This is a genomic window from Marinifilum flexuosum (assembly GCF_003610555.1).
Classification (GTDB): Bacteria; Bacteroidota; Bacteroidia; order Bacteroidales; family Marinifilaceae; genus Marinifilum; species Marinifilum flexuosum.
The window spans coordinates 1,231,909-1,254,034 of sequence record NZ_RAPQ01000008.1 but is presented as its reverse complement, the minus strand read 5'-3'; the positions used below and the strand labels follow the sequence as shown (position 1 = coordinate 1,254,034).

General features: G+C 35.0%; 14 protein-coding genes. All 14 read right to left on the bottom strand.

What is annotated here, in order from left to right:
- Window positions 1–560 precede the first annotated feature (560 nt).
- Window positions 561–935: a NifB/NifX family molybdenum-iron cluster-binding protein gene (locus tag BXY64_RS05345; RefSeq protein WP_120238884.1), complete on the bottom strand. Its 375-nt coding sequence runs from the start codon at window positions 933–935 to the stop codon at window positions 561–563.
- 188 nt (window positions 936–1,123) lie between these two features.
- Window positions 1,124–3,529, bottom strand: coding sequence for an ABC transporter permease (locus BXY64_RS05340; protein ID WP_147375909.1), 2,406 nt, complete (start codon window positions 3,527–3,529; stop codon window positions 1,124–1,126).
- 768 nt (window positions 3,530–4,297) lie between these two features.
- Window positions 4,298–4,873: a hypothetical protein gene (locus BXY64_RS05335; protein ID WP_120238882.1), complete on the bottom strand. Its 576-nt coding sequence runs from the start codon at window positions 4,871–4,873 to the stop codon at window positions 4,298–4,300.
- 56 nt (window positions 4,874–4,929) lie between these two features.
- A complete protein-coding gene (locus tag BXY64_RS05330) occupies window positions 4,930–5,667 on the bottom strand; it encodes a hypothetical protein (RefSeq protein ID WP_120238881.1) in 738 nt (245 codons plus the stop codon).
- A gap of 30 nt (window positions 5,668–5,697) precedes the next feature.
- On the bottom strand, window positions 5,698–6,267 hold the full coding sequence (locus BXY64_RS05325) for a hypothetical protein (protein WP_147375907.1): 570 nt from the start codon (window positions 6,265–6,267) through the stop codon (window positions 5,698–5,700).
- 110 nt (window positions 6,268–6,377) lie between these two features.
- Window positions 6,378–7,457 carry a toxin-antitoxin system YwqK family antitoxin gene (locus BXY64_RS05320; RefSeq protein WP_147375905.1) on the bottom strand — a complete coding sequence of 360 codons (1,080 nt, stop codon included), beginning with the start codon at window positions 7,455–7,457 and terminating at the stop codon, window positions 6,378–6,380.
- A 449-nt stretch (window positions 7,458–7,906) separates the two neighbouring features.
- The gene (locus BXY64_RS05315) at window positions 7,907–9,346 is read right to left on the bottom strand and encodes a M20/M25/M40 family metallo-hydrolase (RefSeq protein WP_120238878.1); all 1,440 of its coding nucleotides are present in this window, start codon (window positions 9,344–9,346) and stop codon (window positions 7,907–7,909) included.
- Between the two features lie 116 nt (window positions 9,347–9,462).
- Window positions 9,463–15,693: a right-handed parallel beta-helix repeat-containing protein gene (locus BXY64_RS05310; protein ID WP_120238877.1), complete on the bottom strand. Its 6,231-nt coding sequence runs from the start codon at window positions 15,691–15,693 to the stop codon at window positions 9,463–9,465.
- A gap of 437 nt (window positions 15,694–16,130) precedes the next feature.
- The gene (locus BXY64_RS05305) at window positions 16,131–16,640 is read right to left on the bottom strand and encodes a hypothetical protein (protein WP_120238876.1); all 510 of its coding nucleotides are present in this window, start codon (window positions 16,638–16,640) and stop codon (window positions 16,131–16,133) included.
- A 209-nt stretch (window positions 16,641–16,849) separates the two neighbouring features.
- A complete protein-coding gene (locus tag BXY64_RS05300; RefSeq protein WP_147375903.1) occupies window positions 16,850–17,203 on the bottom strand; it encodes a hypothetical protein in 354 nt (117 codons plus the stop codon).
- 230 nt (window positions 17,204–17,433) lie between these two features.
- On the bottom strand, window positions 17,434–18,093 hold the full coding sequence (locus BXY64_RS05295) for a hypothetical protein (protein ID WP_120238874.1): 660 nt from the start codon (window positions 18,091–18,093) through the stop codon (window positions 17,434–17,436).
- A gap of 17 nt (window positions 18,094–18,110) precedes the next feature.
- Window positions 18,111–18,722 carry a TIR domain-containing protein gene (locus BXY64_RS05290; protein WP_245996599.1) on the bottom strand — a complete coding sequence of 204 codons (612 nt, stop codon included), beginning with the start codon at window positions 18,720–18,722 and terminating at the stop codon, window positions 18,111–18,113.
- The gene (locus BXY64_RS05285; RefSeq protein ID WP_120238873.1) at window positions 18,722–19,303 is read right to left on the bottom strand and encodes a toll/interleukin-1 receptor domain-containing protein; all 582 of its coding nucleotides are present in this window, start codon (window positions 19,301–19,303) and stop codon (window positions 18,722–18,724) included. The genes BXY64_RS05290 and BXY64_RS05285 overlap by 1 nt, the downstream gene beginning before the upstream one ends.
- A 218-nt stretch (window positions 19,304–19,521) precedes the next feature.
- Window positions 19,522–20,880, bottom strand: a complete 1,359-nt coding sequence (locus tag BXY64_RS05280) for a toll/interleukin-1 receptor domain-containing protein (protein ID WP_120238872.1) — start codon at window positions 20,878–20,880, stop codon at window positions 19,522–19,524.
- Window positions 20,881–22,126: the final 1,246 nt, after the last annotated feature.

Here is a 22,126-nt window from a genome sequence, read left to right as displayed (position 1 = left end):
ATGATAACATACAATAACCTGATCAAAAAAAAGCCCCTTCGTTTTGAAGAGGCTTTAGATATTTTGTAACAATTAAATTCGTTTACTTAAACATGCAAAGCCCCGTTCTGTGTCCTAGAAGGACAAGAATAATGACGTTAATAATAATGACTGTGCTTAAACGCATGTTGTAATTTTTTTTGTTTGTTTTTAATTTTGTCAACGAACATTTACAATCTTTCTTTCGATCTGATTACGCTGACAAATCTATGCGACAAATGTATGTGAAAAAATCTTTTTTTTCCAAATCCTACGATTCCCAATTCCTGTTTTTACGAAATTTAAATTCTAAATAACTTTCGCAACAACTTGATTTTCTGACACTATTATTTAAATAGGTTTTTTCTGAAAATGTAAGCTTCAATTCAATTTTATAGCCCAAAACTTATTTTTCGCAAAGCTTTGCGCTAATATTTTTCCATCCAACATGAATAAAAAAGAGAATCACACAACATTTTTCTTCATGTATTCAATGTTCAATTCGAACAAATTAACACTTCAAATTTTCGCTATTTCCTATTTTAGTGATTACATGAATGTCCATCAGCTCCATGATGATGGTTACATGTTTCTCCGCTATCTTCTACCATTCCTGAAATAAATTGTTGAACCAATTCATCAGCACTACCAGAACATCCGCGAACCACCTCAATACCATTGTTGTAAAGTACATTAATGGCACCTTGACCAATTCCTCCAGCAAGCATTACCTTTACGCCAGCTTCTGCCAATAATGGAGCAATGTTCGACTTACAACCACAACCTTGCGGCGAATCCATGATTTCACTTCCTACAATCTCGTTCTGCTCTGAAATTGTATAGATATTATAAAATTCACAATGTCCAAAATGGCCATCAACTTGTTTGCTACTGGTAACTGGTACTGCAATCTTCATTCGTTTATTTTCTTTTGATTAACTATTATTAAATGAGAATATACTCATTTCAGGCTTCAAAAGTACAAAACAATAATAAGCGTGCAAACTTCTGTGCTTTCTATTTGTGTTTTACGGATTGAGAATAGCTTTCTGCACCACATTACCTTTTGACTATTCGTCTTTTCGACTGTTTAACTATTCAATCCTTATTCATATTTTATCGAATCAATAGGATTTAAGTTGGCCGTTCTGTAAGACTGGTAGCTTACCGTTAAAATCGCAACAATTCCCACTACAAATACAGGCACAATAAACAGCAATACCGATATTTCCATTTGTGAAGCAAAGCCATTCAACCAATAACTGATACCAAAGTAGAACAATGGCAACATTACTACTGTTGCAATAATCAAGAGTCTAAAGTATTCCTTCGATAGCATCAGCAATATGGTTTTAACACTTGCGCCTAAAACCTTACGAACTCCGATCTCTTTTTTACGCTGATTGGCTGTAAAAGCAGACAAGCTCAACAAGCCAAGAGTGGTGATAATAATCCCGAGTAAGGCAAATATTCCAAACACTTTTCCAAATCGAATATCATCCTGGTATTGTGCTTCGTAAGCTTCATTCAATACATAGTAGTTAAACGGATTTCCATCAAATAAATCCTGATACCTACCCTCAATAAAATGGATCAACTTCTTGGAAACCGGGCTTTCTAGCTTTACAGACAAGCTTCCCAAGACACCAGGTCGGGTATGGAAAATAATGGGTTCATGCTCTTCTTTAGGAGTCTGATGTGCATAGTCCTTGATCACACCAATCACTTTTCTCTTGTCCCTACTCAAAAATATATTATCCCCAACGGCATCCGCTGGATTTTTGTATCCCAAATGGTAAGCTGCTTTTTCATTTATTACTACTGCCTTACTATCCGAAAGATGAAGCTTCGAGAAATTTCTTCCCTTTAGCATTTTCATTTCGTACAAATCCAAGAACTCCTCGTTTACCTGGATCAACCTGTAGTTTTTACTGGCTGTAGGTTCATCCCCTTCGCGGTAAATGCTTCCCAAATTTGATTTTATATCCTCTCCCGGCACATAAGAAGAATAGGAAACGGCTTTGATTTGCGGATGACGACTCAACTCTTCCCTAAAGGCATCTCTTCGGTGAATTAAGGTAGAATCACCAACCATAGGCGTGCTCAATACTACGATATCATTCTTGTTAAAACCCGGATCTAACTTGTGCATATGATTCAACTGCATCATCACACTCAAGGTACCTGCAATCAATACAATCGAAATCAAAAATTGTAACAAAACCAATCCTTTTCGAAGTACCAATCCAGACTTACTTCCCAGGTATTCTCCTTTCAGCATTTTATTCATATCCGTAAAGTTCAATCCCCAAACCGGATACATTCCTGATATGAATACCCCAACAAAGAGCATGGCAAGTAAATTCCAGTAAAACCAGGTTTGATGCCAAATACTATATTCCAATGAAATGGCAGTTAGGTTTTTAAATCCAGACATGAACAGCTCAATGAAGATCACGGCTAAACCTACAGCGATCAGATTGATAAACAAAGACTCCATTAAAAACTGCAATATCACTTTGGCTCTTGAAGCGCCTACTACTTTTCTAAGTCCTACCTCCTTGGCTCTTCCGATGTATGATATGGTTGACAAGTTTAGAAAGTTCACCCAGGCTATCAGTATGATAAAATAGGCAATGATATATAGGAAACTTACAGTTTTTTTATCGCCATTGGTTTCCAATTCCTGCATATAATGAGAGGTCAGGTGGATGTCCTTAACAGGTTGCAAATAGAAAAACATTTCCAACTGGAATTTCTTCAGCACTTCACTGATTTTATTCTCCAGCAAAGCAGGAACCTTTTCCTCGATCAGTTTGGGATCGCTTCCTTTTTTTAACCTTACGTAAGTATAGAAGCCACTGTACAACCACGATTTCATTACCCTTGGTCCATAATGACGAGCCAAAGTTTTGTAAGAAATCAACACATCGGTTTTACAATGTACATTCGAAGGTCTATCCTTAAAAACCCCTGTCACTTCCAAAGCCAAATCCTTATTCATCTTCAGAAGTTTACCAACAGGATCTTCAGCTTGGAAATACTTTTGGGCTGTACTTTCCGAAATCACTACTGAATTTTCTGCAATCAATGCTTTCGATCGATCTCCTTTTACAAACTCGAAGGAAAATAGGTTTAAATATTCATTGTCTACCCAATAAGCCCTTTCTTCCTGAAATACTTTATCCTTATAGCTAAAAATACCATGGGCATTGTAACAATGCGCAACGGCTTCAACCTCTGGAAATGCTTCTTGAAAAGTTTCCCCTACAGCAGGACAAGCGGATGCAAAACGAATCTCATCTCCTTTTTGAGAGTGTCGTTCCCATCTAACGCGGTAGATATCATCCACATCATCATAAAAACTGTCGTAACTGTTGTGATAATTCACATACATGGAAATGAACAAACATGCGGCTATACCAATGGCAAGTCCAAGTATATTTACCAAAGTAAACACACGGTTCTTTAACAAATTGCGCCATGCAATCAGGAAATAGTTTCGTATCATAAGTTTGGGTTTTGATCTGTAAACCGTATCAAATACCACACCAGCATTCACTTAGCATTAAATATCAACAAATTGTAAAACACAGCCTTCAAATTTCTGCTCATAACTTGTTCGCCATCGAACACTACACTGTACGGTTTTCAGCACTCTTGACATTTTAACACATGCTCTTACACTCCCTTCCAAACTCTTCAATCATTCCTCTATTTAGACCATTCTACTTTTTTATTTTTCTACTATTGGACTTTATATTAAAACATTCATAATAATAAGGTAGATACTATACAAATGAAAGTTACGGTGCACCTAGCTTGACTTGTTAATAATTAAACTACAAATCTTGCGCAGCTCTGCTGCTTTTCTAGTGATTATGAATTGTATAATGCCTAGGTGCAGGGCACCGTAATATTTGTAGATTCTTCAATTTAACAAATAATAAAGGTACAGAGTACCGTTATCTGTTTTATTCAGGCATTGGTAATTTTCATAAAAAAGAGCTCTCGCTTGAGAGCTCACATAACAACAATAACCGAACTAATGATTTATCTGTTTTATCAGACATAAGTACAATGCAAATATCGTTTTTCTTTTCTACTGCAATGTTTGCTTAGTATGAAGTCTGCTTTAAGTTTATGGGATGCAAAAGGACCTCTTAAAAATCTATGTTATGAGTTATTAAATGTGCAAATCTATTTATAATGCCTTCATGTGAGACAGTTTTAAACCGCCTACTTGGTACTCCGTGTGAGTTACACATTCTGGATAAGCCTATTTCACCGTGTAGTTTTCCAACACGTCAAATCCTAATCTTCCTTTCCTTACTTTCAGCACTGCCCACTTTGAGTTCATTACCTTATCCATCTGCGAATTTGAAAAAACAAGTTGTTTTTCCATTCCTTCATAATTTATAACCACATAAGGCGATCTTTTGTTTCTGCTTCTTTTTCCACCAGCCAAGCTCCCTGTTTCTTGCACCTTAAACTCTTTGCTTACAACTTCATTATCGGCAAAAAAATAGTTCACTGCCATAAAGCTAAATAATACAAACGCACCTGTCATGCAGCTATGTAAAATGTAGTGAAGACTCCAATGTGCCTTCATCCCATCGATATCATTCAGCTTGTTGTAAAAAATAGGTGTTAGAACAATTCCAGGCGTTAACCAAATCATCAAAGGAATTTTCAATTCAATCAATGTCTTTCTGTAAATGTATATTTCACAAGTCAGCAGAGCTATCCCCAGAATAAATAGGAATACAATAATGTTATCAAGCTTTTTATTCCCCTTCGAAACTCTTCCTTTAACCAGATTCTTCCTTAATATATTTTCTAAACTTCTACTCATTCAGTAATTACTCTTGAATTTTTATTCCGCTTTGCCGATTTTAATTTGCCAGATTCCTAATCCCCACGAAAATACAAATCAGGCACCGGACTTTTAGGATAAAGCGATTCAGGTTTCCACCAGCCAACCAAACCAAATGAAGTTTTCACCAGGAACATTTCATCCTCATTCAATAGCACCTCAACCTCTGCTCCTTTTGGCAATTTTGCCAATTCTTCCTTTAGTGTTTTATCCGTATACAAAACAATACTTTCTATGATCTCACTGCGAATCCCCACATGATAATAGGGCTGTTTTACCTCTACCAGTTGATCGCCTACCAGCTTGTATTTCTTTCGCTTGTTATAGGTTGTATTGGCATGACCTCTGCAATACAGATACCCATTGCCAGGAACAAATAAATCCAAACATTCAATAGTTCCCATGCTAATCAAACTATCACCCGTTTCCTTATAGATGGAATACATTGGATCACAACTTTCTGCCGAACTAAAGATTATCCTATAATACTCATCCTTCTTGTAATCAATCTTGCTTCTTGCTACATCGGTTATGAAAAAATATTCAGCATTTTCGAAGTACAAAGGATGCCCTTTCAATACTTGTTTTTGTATCAAATTGGTAATGTTCTCATTGTAGAACAACATTGGGTTATGATCCCAGGCACAGATTTCCATTCTATCATCAACCTCTATGTATTTTAGGTATTTGAACGATGCAGGTACATCAACATGCTGTGCTTTCACAAAACAAGATGTAAGCAGTAAAATGCTAAACGCAATAATTCTTCTCATATGTAGTTTTTATTCATTTCCAGGTATTAATCACCCAATTCGCTCCATGATGATCTTCTTCACCTCATCAATGTTGCTGCCATCATACACCACCACATTCTCATGAGTAAATCCCTTGTTGTATTCATTCAAAGGCATTACAACCAAACCTCTTGGGCGGTGCTTTAGCCATGGTATGATGTAACCAGGATAGTCATCTACTAATATTTTTCCATAATGCCTGCTTTTATTTCGGGTCATGGTAAACTCTATTTCTCCATCTAGGTTATTGATGATCCATTGTAGCTTACCCGCCAAAGCTGCCGGATTCTTCTTTGGTGCCTGGGTTAAAATCTCATTGTGATAGCCCAACTCTTTGGTCAGCTTAAAAATATCAAAGCCCAATTGGTATTTCGGTAGATTGGCCCACCACTTCTCATCCGATTTGATCAACTCCATCCTGTCCCATAAATACTGATATTCGGGTGCATCACCCACCATAAACGGATCTACAATTGGCTCATTGGGTGCTCTTAATTTTTCCAACTCCAATTTCATCGAACCAACATAGTCACAAATGGTTCCGTCCATATCAAATAAGGCTATTTTTTCGCTATTCATAACTTCATTCATTTTGTCATCGCTACCGCACGAGTCCTCTATTGTGGTTCTATTTTAGAAATGGAACGCGATAGAATAGTGAAGCAACGTGGGGGTATTGATTACTGCTATTATTCTAATTCAATAACCAAAGATTTCGAAATGTAAACTGGTTCTTGTCTCTGGTATCCTGGTGTCCAGAAAATATTTTCACTCATAATATTTCTAATTTTCTTGGAAACCACTTGATCCTCAATTTTCTCCATAGAAATATTTGATATGGTTCCATCCTTTTGAATAAGGTATTTAATTTCTAATTTCTTATCATCAGGATGTGTTTCTGAAACTACTTCTTTAATCTGATTCGTTACCGATTTTAAAATATCCTTTGTGAATAATGCAGAAGGCATTACTTCAGAAACAATGAACATTTGTGGCTTAAACCCTTTAATTATAACATTTGGTGAGTATATAAAATTCTCAGTTCTATAAAATTTATTCTCAACCGGTAATTTATTGTATATTTCTTCGTTTTTTTTGAATGGCACTTTCATAGGACTATCTGGATATCTATATGAAAATTGATCGGATCTTGAAGTTCGTTTCTTAAAATTACCTTTGGAAAATTTCTCTACATATAAAATATTTCCATTCCCATCCGTACAAATCCACTCTCCGCTTTTTACATTATTTTCAAATGCCCCTTCAATATGGAATTTCCCAAACCTGGAATATCCATCGGTATAGTAATCTACATATCTATTTTTCCAAACAAGCTTATTGCCTTCTCTTTCAATTTCATTGCCTAAACTGTCATTATATTCTAAAAGTTTAAATTCATGATTACTGCTAAACTGAAGTTTTTGTCTTAGAGTTCCATTAGAATTATAGTAATTCCAAACCCCTATTCTTTCATTGTTTTCAAAAGATCCTTGCTTTCTCAGCTTCCCATTTTTAAAGTAGAACTTAAATTCTCCTTCTTTTTTGCCATTGTTATAGTTACCTGTCATTTGTTGTTCACCCGTAATAAAACAATCCTTTATTTTCCCTGTAAAACAACCTGAACTTACAGTACCTACACGATAATATTCAGCATTTTTTTCATTTGTAATTCGCCAAATACTGTCATAAAATAATTTATCACCTTGTGCATTAGCGTTACTCATAATCATTAAAAAAAGAGTAAGAACAATAATTATATTTTTATACATAGCTTATTTTTTTAGATCCCTTGCTACCGCACGAGTCCTATCGTATGGTTCTATTTAAAAATGGAACGCGATAGAATCGCGCACCAGCGGATGAAATTCTTTATTCTTATTTATTTTCTTAAATATGATCCTACAAACAATTAGATATACAATCGTCTAATTTATAAGTTCTCCCCTCTTAGGGGAGATCCCGACAGGGAGAAGGGTGTATCCCTTTTGATAAACATTGCCAAAATTACCCCAAACCCCTAAAGGGGCTTTGTCCTGTGCGCTGTTCCCTTTAAGGTACAAAGCGAAGCGTCTCATGACTAAAAGGAATAATAAAAGGGTGAGCGCGAGGCGAAATCTACTAACTTAATGACATTGATCGCGCACCAGCGGGTGAAACTCCCATTTATCTTATATTGATACCCTCACCCTAATTAAGAGCATCAAAGTATTATTATTCATTAGTTCTTTCCAACAGCCGCATTTCTCCAAATTGTTTCAAAAATCATCCGGCTTATTTTCTCCATTCTTTTGTAATTGACCTTATTGGCTGTATCCGTTGGCTTGTGCAAGTCATGATTTTTACCATCGAAGAAGAAAATGCTTGGGATTCCGATATCCGAGAACGATTTATTATCCGAATAATCGGTAATTGCTGAGTAATTAGAGGTTAGCTTGTACTTTTTACTAAGTTGCTTCTCTTGAGTATAAAGAGAGTCTGCCAAATGCTTCCCAATAAAATAGAAGTAGCCCGGATCATTCTCATGATGATAATCCGCACGTCCGATCATATCGATATTAATCATCAGCTTCACTTGCTCTTTGTTTTCAAGATGATCCGCGAAATACTTCGAGCCCCATATCCCACCTTCTTCTGCCGAGAAAGCAGCAAATATAATGTTCTTCTCAGGTTTGTATCCATCCTGATAAGCTTTCGCGAATGCTTTGGAAAGTTCTATCAATGCTGATACACCCGAAGCATTATCATCAGCACCATTGTATATTTTACCATCTACCGTGCCCAAATGATCGTAATGAGCACCAACAACAATGGATTCATTTGCATTGCTTCCCGGTATATAAGCCACAACATTGTTTTCAATAATGGTATCCACCTTCAAAGGTTCAACCGAAAATTTTATTTCTCCTATAGGCTCATTTCCTTCTATCGCTTCATTTTTCCAATGCTGTATACTTTTGCCTGTTAATTTCTTTACACTTTTTGAGCTAATGGTCATATACCTGTAACTTGGCATGTCTACCATGAAACTATCCATTGCAACATTATTAGGCAACCTGCATTTCTTAAATTTGCTAAAATCTTCGAATTGCAAGACAATGCTTTCAAATTGATTGCTGCTTTTCGGATTGGCTACTATTGTTAGTTCAGCACCATATTCTTTAGCTATTCTGGCATTTCTAACTGCTGCCCTTAGATTATGATGCAATGTCAATACCGCTTTTCCTTTTACGTTCAGATTTTTGTAGTCTTCCTCTCTTCCATATCCAGCAAAAACAAGTGGAAGTTCTTTGTTGAAACTATCAAATATACCTGAGTACATAAAGTCTTTATCAGAGAAAAGCTCTGTATTCTTGCTTTGTAAATGGGGCGTTCTCTCTTCAATAGTGAGCAAGGAGAAAGCTTGGAACCAAGTATTTTCAAAATAGCTTTGAAGCACGGCATTTTCTTCCCACTGAGAAACAATATAGTCTCGAGCAATTTTAATTCCCAAGGTTCCAACATCTCTACCAGCACACGAATCCGATGCTAAAATGTAAACATGCTCTTTCAAGTTTTTTGCCTTAATGTCTTTGCTATACAAATCAGCAGAGCTCTGCGCCCTGATGCCTGTAAATGATAAAATGATTCCAATAAATGCTAAGAATATCTTCTCTTTCATTGTATACTGATTATTTAAATTTTATTCATTTCACCTCACTTTGTTTTGGGCGGCAAGCGTTGCTACCTGGGCACTTTTTATTCTAATTTATATGTGTTGTAATTATATCTTCTACATTATCCTTTTATAAGTTTATAGGTTTTACTTTTAGACTTACCAATTAATTGTAGCAAGTAAAGACCATCTGGATAATTTGATAAATTAATCTTCAGTATGCTATTCTGGTCAATAATATCTTTCTCAAGAATAACTCTCCCATACATGTTGATTACTTTATATCTGGTGATATCGGAAGAAATACCTTTTACATAGAAATATCTACTTGATGGATTTGGATATACAACGATTTGATTTATTTCTGGTATCTCATCTACTGAAGTTGGAATTCCCGTAATGGTAAGTAAAAAAGTATCCGGTTCACTCGTATATTGCCAATCATTAGCGGTAACTTCAATATTATAGGTTCCCGCTTCAGGATTACTACTTGTAAAAATACCCCGATACTGATCAAAACTTAACCATGATGGCAGAAAGTTTGAATCAACAAGCTTGGCCGTATATTTCAAAGTTTCGTATTCATCCTTATAAAAAGTATTCTCAGGAATTTTAAAATAGAATTCCTCCTCATCACTTCCTATAACATCTGGAATAGGATTTAATAATATTGGAAAATCATTCGCATTTCGTATGGCAATGGTAAATTCGTGTGAAACACTTCTCCCGGTTTGATCTGTTGAAACAATTGAAATGGAATAATTATTTTGAGTTTCATAATCAAATTCCATGGCAGAGAACAAAGAATCTCCCACAATCATAAATTCAGAATCTTCCCCCTCTTCTTTTTCAATTGAATAAGCATGAGTATCCTTAACATTAGGATCTAGTGTCGACAACAGGCCAACCAATGTCCTGATTGGTTTATTTTCGTAGATTTGTTCACTTGACAATGCCACTACAATTGGATTCATTTCATCTGGCACTCCTTGAAATTCATAGGCCCCCATATCTGATCTCTCTTCATTAAACCTGCTATTACCAAAGAGATCAAGCGTAATGTTGTTCTGTTCACAATAATCATTTGATCCCGTGTTGATACAGTACGAATTGCTTGCAAGATGATAATCATGCGCTGACTCATTTACAAAATTCGGCGATTTGGAAATAATTAAGCCTGTTTTCTTGTTATCACCATCCAAATAAAGACCATCCTCTGGAATCATACAGTTCGAAATCTTACCTGCATTTTTATGTCTGTAAATCTGGTAGGTATCCTCTGTAGCTTCATTTCCCCAAACAATGGAATTGTATAGACCTGGTTCTGAATAAGAACAATAAATACCAGCACCATTATTAGCCGTATTGTTTACAATCGTATTGTTCACAATTGTTGGCGATGATTGCGTACAATAAATACCTCCTCCCGAATTGGCACTATTCCCATATATTAGATTATTGGCAATTAAAGGATTAGAATGATAATCGCAATTAATTCCACCCCCTAACAATGCGCTATTGTTTCTAATAATATTTCTTCTAATGATAGGATTAGAGTATCGCTCAATCCATATGGTTCCCGACTCATAATAGGTGGTACTATTCAATTCAAATACATTATCTATTATAGTAGGGCTTGCCTCATAAATTTTTATGCATGATCCCTGGTTGTTTACAAACCTGGAATTAGATACCAATAACTTATCAAAATCATCAACAAATAAAACTTGACTTTTACAGTATTCAAATTTGCAATAAGAGAGTTTACATGTATCATCCATTACTCCACTTGGATGTCCATAAGCGTAAAAACCATTCTTAAAATTGATCCCCATCCAACCATTTTCACGATTTTCCGCTGTAAATACAATACTATCAGTTTTATTTCCTTCAGCTAAAAGTGCACCAATCACTTCAAGCGATGCATCTTTTTCAAACTCAACATTAATGCCTGGCATAATTCTAAGCGTCACCTCATCGTCTATTGTAAGCGGACAACTTATTTTTACCTTATCGCCAAACCATTTTGAATTATTGGTGATGTGACCACAAAGACGGTTCGTAACAGTAACATTTACCGTATCCAATGCTATTGAGTTTTCACTTTCAGAATTATCTTTTACTTCTATTGTAATTTGTGCCGTACCATACCATTCGTCTGGTGAAACCACATTAAATGTTGAACCAATGGTATCACCGCTTAATTCCGTTATTTTAACATGTGGGGTATTAGACTTTATGCTTATTGAATGTAAATCCTCTTCATCTTGATCTGAAAAATAAACTGCGAGTTCCATTTCAGAAAATGGCGGAATCTTCTTATCATCCATCTTCTCAATCAATGGTCGACGGTTTGCTGGTTTTAACTGATATTCAAACGGTCCAATATCAATAGTACCATGCATAACTCTTGGATTTCCAACAATATCCGTATCAAACTCCTCAATATTAGGATCTATTCCTGAATTAATACAGGTAGATGTTGCTAGCAAAGACCAATCGGCTTTAATTGCATCGTATTCCTTACCCGAGCCTGCACTTGGTGAAACAAAACCAGGTTCAGAATAAATACAGTTCACATCATTATGATCTTTACTGTAATCTCCGTTCACATCTAAACTACAATTGTAAAATGTTGGATATCCCCATCCTGCATCAATACCCCCTTTTATCACCGAGTTGTATATATCTAGATATGAGGTCCACATATTGAGAGCAAAGCCATGCTCATCAGAACCATTGTTGTAAACAATAATGTTACTGATTTTTTTGGAGTTACAATCATAAGTACTAATACCAACACCCGAATTGTTACAAATTATGGTATTTAGAATGATTGGACTACCCGTAATTCTCATTCCACTACCTTCATTATTCACAATTCTATTCCCTTTTATCAAGGTAGAATCAGCACATATAATACCGGCAGCCATTTCGCTACTTGTATTATTTGAAATTAAATTGTCAATCAGCTGTGCTTTACGGTTAACGACTATGGTCCCAGTTCTGGCTTTATTTTTATGAAACTTACATTGTGAAATAACAGGTGAACCATTCTTAGAATAAATAGCTGAACCTCCTTGATCGGAATAGTTTCGATAAAAATAACAATTGGAAATGTTTATATTTTTGTAATCACTAATATAAACTGCACCTCCACTATTGTCTTCATGATAATAATCTCCTTCCTTTTTCGCTTTTCCATATTCGAACCTGGTATATTCTAGTACAGAGGTATCTTTTTGATTGTTATAAAATCGCACACCATTCCATCCTGTATGGCTATAATATTGGGAATATTTGCTGGTATCTTTTACTGTAAATCGGATACTGTCATTTAAAGTACCCAAAGCCATCAATTTTCCATATACATTTAGTCTGTCATGATTTTGAAACTCTATTACCGTTCCCGCTTTGATTTGAAGAGTAGCATTCTCACTTACCGTAACATCACATGTTACCTTAACTGTATCCTGACTCCATATGGTGTTTCCTAAAATATCACCACATGCTGTTTCCATTATGGTTAGCGGATAGGAGTATGAATCCGAAGCATTGCTTTCTCCACTATTATCGGTTACTTTCACAGTGATATTGGCAGAGCCAGTCCAATTTTCAGTTGGTACAATATTATAAGTAGATCCCGAAGTGTTTCCATTGATACGCTCAATTTTTACATCGGGATGATCAGAAACAACAGAAATTGTATGTGTGTCGCCATCATCCAGATCTTCAAAAATTACATACATCTCTATAGGAGCATTCACCAAACTACTAACTGCATCATGTCTTTCTAAAAGTGGCTTTTTATTGGTTGATTTGCCTTGATATTCTATTGCTCCTATATCAATAGATTCATTTGCAATTCGTGGCTTTCCCAAATAATCCATTTTAGGTAAACTCAACCCTGTTGTATCTGCTGTTCCCCTATCAATACATGGTGAGTTACTTTGAAGGTTAAAATCCAACGATTCTGCATTTCTATATTCCGGATCTTGCGTTAGGTTGTTCTTGCTTAATTTTTTAAGCTCATTCAATGCATCAACACTTAAATCCGAAATGCCTTCCAGGCCTCCCTGAATTACACAATGTTGAATGGATGGAAAATTGTCCTTTGTAAACAAATGCAATTGATCATTTCCTTCCTTGTTGGTATTGTTCCATAAAATACAATTTATGATTTCAGGCTTAGAATTATCGTCACAAGCGATTCCTCCCCCATAACCTCCCGAATAGCCCTCGCTATATGCACTATTGTTACTTATGGTATTGTTAATAATTTTTGGATTGGAAGAGTAATAACAAGAAATTCCTCCTCCCGATGAATGTGCCAGGTTGTGAGCAATTACATTATTGGCAATGTAGGCATTTGAATTTTGCAGAGCAATTCCTCCTCCCAATTGAGGAACATGAACATGTCCGTTGTGAATAATGGTATTGTTTACAATGACAGGACTGGATTGATCACACCATATTCCTCCTCCATGTTGATTGGCTTCATTGTAGGAGATTAAATTGCCGTCGATTCTTGGATGTGAACCTGAATAACAAGTAATTGCACCATATCCAGACACATTATTCGATATCCTGCACCCCTTTATCAATACTTTTGAATAGGAGCGCATGTATATTGCGCCTTTAATCTCATTATAATTGCTAACTCCGGTAAAAACACAATTCACAAACTTCGTGGAATCATTATCATTCATTACACCACCTGCTCCTGCCCAATCATTTACGAATTGGATACCTGACCATTTTGTAGAATTATCTTTTCCCCTAAATACAATAGAGTCTGTCTTATTTCCAATTGCAGCTATTGTACCGAACACATTTATGCCATATTTTCCCTGAAATTCAACGATCGTTCCTGCAGATATTTCCAACAAAACATCATCATGAATTTTAATATTTGAAATAACAGAAATGGTATCAGCATCCCAAACTGTATTTTCAGTAATATCTCCTCCTGCATTCAAATTATTCGCGACCTTAATGTTAAACGACTTTGTATTCAAATTATAGGTCTGTTTCGAATCATCAACAACTTGCACGCTAACGGTCATGGTTCCTCTCCACCCAGATGGTTGAACAACCTTATATTTTGCCGGATTAGCTTCACTACCCAACTTTACAACTTCAGTACCCGAAACATTGGTTGAAACAGTCACCTTATGATTATCGTTCGAATCTGGATCAAAAAACGAAACCTCAAATTCTACAGGAGTATCTACCTTCGTTTGTAAATTTGGCAGATCTTTAAGAATTGGTATTCTGTTGACAGGGGCTGACTGGCATTCATAAGCTCCCATGTCAATATCGCTTCCATACAATCTTTTCTTTCCATTTATATCGGTATGATCAGCTAGTTTCGGATCGAATAATTTCCCCGTATTAATCGCATGAGAGTTATTTTTCAACTGAAAGTTAAACGCTTCTGGATTTACAAATTGAGGATTCACTTTCATGCAATTCTCAAATTTCCCATTAAAGTTCAAATAAGATCCGTTTCCTCCAAAAAAACTTGTTCCACCCTCAACAATACAATTGATAAAATTCGGATCTGCATTTTCTTCACTTAGATAAATTTGAGATCCACTTGATGCATCATTATCCCATATAATAGTATTAATAACATTTGGACTACATCCCCAATCGCATGAAATTCCTCCCCCTTTTTCCGATACATTCTTCGTAATGGTTAGGTTGATAAGTTCTGGTTTGGCCGAACTATTACTTTCTATACAAATTCCTCCCCCACTTCTTTCTGCCTTGTTATTATATATCAGAAGATTTTCGAAAACCGGGTTTGCACCGTCACAATAAATGGCACCTCCATTCCATCGTGCCCAGTTATTGGTAAATATCGAATTTTGGATTCGCAATCTTGAAAAACCATCTATAAAAATAGCTCCTCCGGCATTATCTTCTTCCCAACCACTTCCCATGGCCTTACCATATTCAAACTTACAAAACTCAATCTTGGAAGTATCACTTGCCTGCGTTCTATCGAACCTTATGCCACCCCAACCACCGTCATTAGTATCTCGGTTATTCCAGCCAGATGCATCTGCAACTGTAAAATGAATCATTTCATTTGCTGTTCCAATTGCCAATAAAGTTCCTTTAATATCTACTTTGTAATATCCTGTAAATTTAACTTTTACTCCTGGTTCAATCGTTAATTTATTATCCTGAGGTACTGATATGTCTCCATCAATCAGATAGGGAGATTTCTCTTTTGTCCAAACACCATTTACTTCTCCAGATATATTTGTTTGAGCATTCAACACCCATGAGATCGATAATAGGGTGCTTACTAAAATGGTTTTAATTAATTCGCGGTATTTCATTTTTTGGAACAGGTAGTTAATAAGGTGTATTATTATTGGTTATCAAATTTTAGTAAAGTACTCTTTATTTTTGCAGAATGAGTTTGTAATTGGCACTTCTGAAAACCTGTACCTTACTGTAAACATACATTGCTTTACAAATCCTCATCCTCTTGTTTATTACTGATTTCTTTTGCAAAAAAAACATAAATCTCTCTCAGCAATAAACAAATACGAATTTAACCATTCCCCACCAATCTATCTATCCTAATAATACATAGATTCGTTATAAATAATTAATACGTTTGTATACTATTTATCGAACCATCTTTTCATACCTATGTTCATACCAAAAGAAAAGCTGCCAATTGCCTGGCAGCTTATATATTTTACAAATAATAGCTTTTGATTTTGAAAAGTACGAACTACAAAGCTTACTTTATCTGAAGTTATATCCATTATTGTGGTTTCATCCTTTCAGCAAGCCTCTTATTATGTCTCTTACTATGTAATTTACTACTTAAAATCCAATATATTATAATCCCGAATCCTATAGTAATCAAAATTGAAATCCAATTAATACCATGCCAATAATACAAAGCCGCAAGAATCAATATTAGAGCAATCTCAAAATAATACTTCTCTTTCTGTTCGAGTCTCCGTTTGAGAATCATATGATTCCCTTTTCCTTTCTTGATTCTGTCAAGAACCTTTTTACTCAACTTATCAACGGTGTAATATTTGTCTAAATCTTGGAGCGAAAAACAAATACTAAATTCTAATTCCAGCTCATCCATAAACCTGTAATATCTCCTTACTCCCTTGAATGAATTTTTTATCGTGTTTTTAGGGTGTGCAGGATACGTCAAATAGTCCATGAAGTGTGACTCATCAAAGTCTACTGTCGGATTTTTCCTTTGAGACTTAAAAATCTCTAATATTTTATCTTTTATTTCTTGTTCTGTCATTCTAGTATCTACTCTTGCTAGTGCGAGTTTGCAACTCGTACTCTGCCTTGGCAGAAATTAAAACTTTTCTATTCTTGGTTTAGCTGCTTACATGTGATACCTTTTGCATTCGCAAAGCACGAGCTACAAGCTCGCGCTAGCGGGGGTCCTCTCGTGTGCTTCTATGTTAAAAATAGAACACAATAGAATCGTGAACTAACGGGATTTTTCTATTTTTTTCTTCTATTTAATGATGTTTTTAGGTCATAATTGATATCGTAGAATACCAATGAATCTGTTGTTAATTTTAAAATTAACCACTTTCCCATATTTTTCTCACTGTCAATTGTGATTATAGTATCCTTTCTTAATTCATATTTCAATTCCAGATCTGCATCAGGATAGTAAATCACATCTTCATAAATTCCAAAATGTGCATTTTCTGTTTCTTCGTCTCCACCATAAGCACCACAAAGATTTTTAACGTTGATTTCTAGTTTTTCCTCCTTGTTTTGAGTAAAAGAAAAAAGAATAAAGGCAATTAATATCAATGAGATTAATTTCATGGTTTTTATTTTAGTCATTCAATCAGGTTTAGTATTTGTTTTTATATGCTCTCATAGCTGGTTCTAGTTTGCAATTCTGAACTTGCCCCATTCAAAACATCTCTTGCTAGTGCGAGTTTGTAACTCGTACTCTGCCTTGGCAGAAATTAGAACTTTTCTATTCTTGGTTTAGATGCTTTCATGTGATACCTTTTGCATTCGCAAAGCACGAGCTGCAAAGCTCTCGCTAGCGGGGGCTTAGCTATTATTTATTCTCCGTCAATTATCTTCTTTAATTGTTTTGAGTAATCCATTAAATTAGTGTTAACCTGTTTCATCGAATTCATTAAGGGTGTAAAGTCTTCATAGTTAGCTTGGATTTCTTGTGGGCTTGAAGAATTATCAATTTCAATTTGCTCATTATACCACTTTCTAAATTTAGCTTGATACTCTGTCAAATGTGGACGTAACCCTTTATTAAGTATATCTGTAAGCAATCCAACTAGTTCATTAGATTTGTTATTATCTTTAATCAACACTCCATCAATAGATTTTAGTTCATCTCTTGTAATATTAAATAATGAATACCAAGAATTATAAACCTCAACAATAACATCCTTATCCTCTTCTATTTCAAGGGCAGCTTTTCGTGTAATTAACTCGATATAAATCCTATGGGCTATTTCAATATTTTTATAGTTGCGAGTTATCTCATATTCAACTTCCGTTCCTCCAAGTGAATACTTTAACTTTACTGGTTTAAGATTTTTTTCAATTACTGAATTATTTCGATATCTCTTTATTAAATATGTAACTATAAAAATTAAAATAATAACAATAAGTAAAACCCATAAATTTAAAGTAAAGGAAAAGACTCCTTTCTCTATATCAAAATAGAAATCAATTATTTTCAATTTAGTATCTTCCATTTTTTCTCAATTAGTTATTAGGCGTTTATTCTTCTCATAGTTCTGCTTAAATCATATTCACAACTTTCTTTATCTTCAAAAGTTGCGTGAATTAAAAATCTGAGTTTTTCAATATTAATTTCACTCCAGTTAACAACTGAGATTTTAGCTTCTGATTTTAATAAATTATCTATTATCCTTGCAGGTAAATATGGGTATCTCCTTTCATATTCTGCTCTAGTATCAATTGACATCCAAGAATTATTTTCTGGATGAACCTTTTCTTTTTCACCTGAATGAGTTGCTGTATAATAAGTACATCCAGTACTAGGTAAATTAATAACAAGAATACCAGATTTTTTATTCACAGCACCATTTATCATACTAGATTTTAGTTCCCAATCAATGTGTTTTCTATTCTTAGTTTCAGTTCCAACAAGTAAAATGGTAACTGTTGTATCTTTCAAGTAATTATCTCTAATTATTTGCCTTATAGTTTCATTATCTAATCTATCATCAATGTCTCCTGTATCTACAGAACCATCTATGAAAATATTATGCAATTCATTTAATCTTAACAATTCATTTTTATACCATTGGTCATTATCGTGATGATAACTGATAAATACTTTGTGTTTTGTCATATTCATTATAGTTGCCAATTTAAAACATTATCTAAAGGATGATTACTTGTTGAGTGTGAAAATAATCTCGTTTCGTTAATCATTGATTTTTCAAGCTTATTAGAAACTTCCGAAATATATTGATTCAAAGATTTTGTTCCTCTTAGAATATTTCCGACTTGCATAAATATTGGTAATTCTTTTTCAGAAAGGTCTTTTAATGTCAATATTGAAAGTTTGAGTTTGTCATTTGTACCATCAACTAGTGAAGAATGACCATAACCTACTTCAAAGGGAACCCATTGAGATTCATATGTTTTTTCTGAAACTACAACAAGCATATGGCTACTTTCTGTAATACCTTTTTTAATGCTTTCAGTTATTTTATGAGCATCATCAGAACCAACCGCCTGTTGAAGAGAACTATCCTCTTCATCTAAATAGTAATCTATTTCTGCTTTAGATAAATATTCTGCAATTTTTCTACAAGCAGGTTTATCTTCTTTTTTATGACTTAAAAACACACAAGCTCGCTTCTTTATCTCTTCCTTTTCTAGTATCCAAGATAATTTGTCAAAAACATTAGCTTTATTATATCCTTTTGTCATAAATGTAGGTGTTCGTTTTAATTAATCACATCGGTTTAGTTATGTGTAGTGCGGGACATTGAAATGTTTTCCTGTTAGGCTTCCACCGAGCCAATTCGTTTATTCATATTTTTTCTAAAAGCCAAATCATCAAAGACGAATTGCCATTGTTGCTACGAAAAACTGCGGTGGAACTAATCGCTAAACCCCACATTACATATATTTTTTGTTATACACTGCTATTTTCTTCTTTTTGAGTCAAACCATTCAATGTAATCATAATAATGATCTACTAATTTCAAATCGATTATTTTCTCAATAATTATATTCGGTTTTTCTACAATTCCTAATTTATTAATTGCTGTTGTTACTAACTCCTCTAGTCCATTTAGTACTCCTTTTGTATACTTAAATTGTTTCCGATTTTTTCGCATTAAGTCTCGTGCGAATAGATTATGCCAACTTGAATAATCGCGATTAATCCACCTATCACGTTTGAAAATTCCTTTTAAGAATGTCTCTCTATGTCTTTTTGGCAACCAATCTGAGTCAGAACTCAGTAACCATACTAAACCTTCAAATATATCCCAAGTTGAACGAATATAACTGGTGTCATGTGCGTCAAAATACCAATGTGCAAGTTCTTCGACAATATAGTTCCCAAATGATGGATGTCTGTATGCGATAACATCTCCACACAGTGGAACTTTATCGTCAATAGTAGCATGCTTACCATAGGAAAAAATTATGTCTGCACGTTTATTCTCAGGAAGAAGAAGTTCATCAAATACATCCTCAAATCCCTCGTCGAAACCAGGTATTGTCAATTGAGGAACATACATTGCCAATATGTGTGGATTTGCTCTTGCACAATCATATAATCCAGGCCAACGATGAATATATTCATGCACTATATCTGGATGTGTCGTTGGAGAAATATTTAATTCTTCTCCCTCAAATGACCAATCAAGTTGTAAAGCTGTTGATGCAATGTTTTGTCCCTTCTTTCCTCCATGGTCATCATTACCATAAGGTAATGGAAATATCCAACGTTTTCCTGAATTCAAATCTGGATATTTAAGAAATTCTTTATACTCAACGATATCAAGCCACCATTCGTCTGATATTGGAGGTGAATCAACATTAAGTTTAGAAAGATAATCACGCGCTACTTTTAGTGGACTTTCTTCTGGTTTAATTTTGTTTTTTAATTCTCGAATTAAAGAATTTATACCATCTGCGGAGGAACCTGCTTTTTTATCTGCTAAGGGTGGTGAATATTCTAGAATTTCTTTTACGCCAACTCTGTGCCAAATTGGTAATATTAAATCCCTTTCCTCCGTCATCTCTCTTAATGTTAAACCCTTCAACTCTCTTTTAGCCCAAGGTTTTTTGAAGAAATTAGGACTTAACACAACAATCCCATAATTTGAGACTGCCAAACCCTCGTCAATTTTTTGAGTTAAACTATCTCCAATTTTAAGAGAAAATTCGTCATACCACACTTCAAGATGTTGTTGTCTTAACTTCTCCGCTAAGGGTCTAACAAAGTCATCTTTATCTTCGCTAGCATGGCATATGAATACATCGTATTGCATTAATTCGGTTCTTTATTTGGCTCTTTATAATTGTGAATAACATCACATTGATCTTATATCACTCATATTTTTTATTCACTTATCGCTTATATTCTCATCTATACATTTCTTACTCTTGTAAAACTATAATGCCTCTCACAAACAACAAGCAACAAGCAACAAGCAACAAGCAACAAGCAACAACGAATTTAACCATTAATTATCAATCTATAAATCCTATCACACATAGATTCACTTTAAATAATAATTACCAAAGTATACTTCTATCCTATATTGGTTATTCTATTTTCATTCCAAAACAAAAAGCCACCAATCACTTGGCGGCTATAAAGTTTAGGCAAAACAACAGAGAGTTAAGAGCAGGCTATTCTACCGGCACTGCTTCTTCTATTTCTATGTATTTCAGTACCACATCTAAAGTGGCAGTCTGATCAGGAACAATCAATACCGTTTATTAATATGTGCCATTTGTTCGCACCACTCCTAACATCTACACACTCTCACTTATTGTTCATTTTACTATAATCTGTTTGCTAAGTGTTTTATTCGATCGTTTTAAGCCATTTCTCGTGCGTTTGTTACGCTCATTCGCGCGGTGGAGCACTTTTACCGCACGTTTGGTGGCTTTCACCGCGCGAAATTCTGGCTCAAACGGGCGGTGAAGCGTCTCATTCGCGCGGTGGAGCTCCTCATTCGCAAGAAAATTGATCATATTCGTGCGGTTATGGATAAATTTCGGCGCATTGAGCTCCTCCACCGCACGAAAATCATGCTCCACCGCCCGAAAAAAGTGCTCAAACTCGCGGGAGAGATGCTCCACCGCGCGTTTGACGAGCTCTCACGCGAATTATTGTTAAATTCCCTTCGAGTTAATTTAGATTTTCGATTTTCAATATTCCAGCTAAAGCTTAACTAGCCTGACTTTCGAGCCTATTGGGATTACTGGGTCTTTTATTCAACAATTACAAAACTCGTAGGGAGGCTTTTTATTTGAACTACTCTCTATTGTATATAATTTCACGCTTTGCTTTTGATATATTACAATATATGGTTTACTTATACATACCTCTGATCAAATTTCATATTGTGAAAACATCTCATCCTAGCCCTCTCCTCAAGGCAATATCATTAATTTAAGGCTGAAAGTCTTAAAGCATTAGCAAAGGGCATCGCCCTTTGATTGGATATGCAGTAAATCTTTAGCCCTGAAAGGGCGTAAGCTTGCGCCCTTTCAGGGCTTTTATTG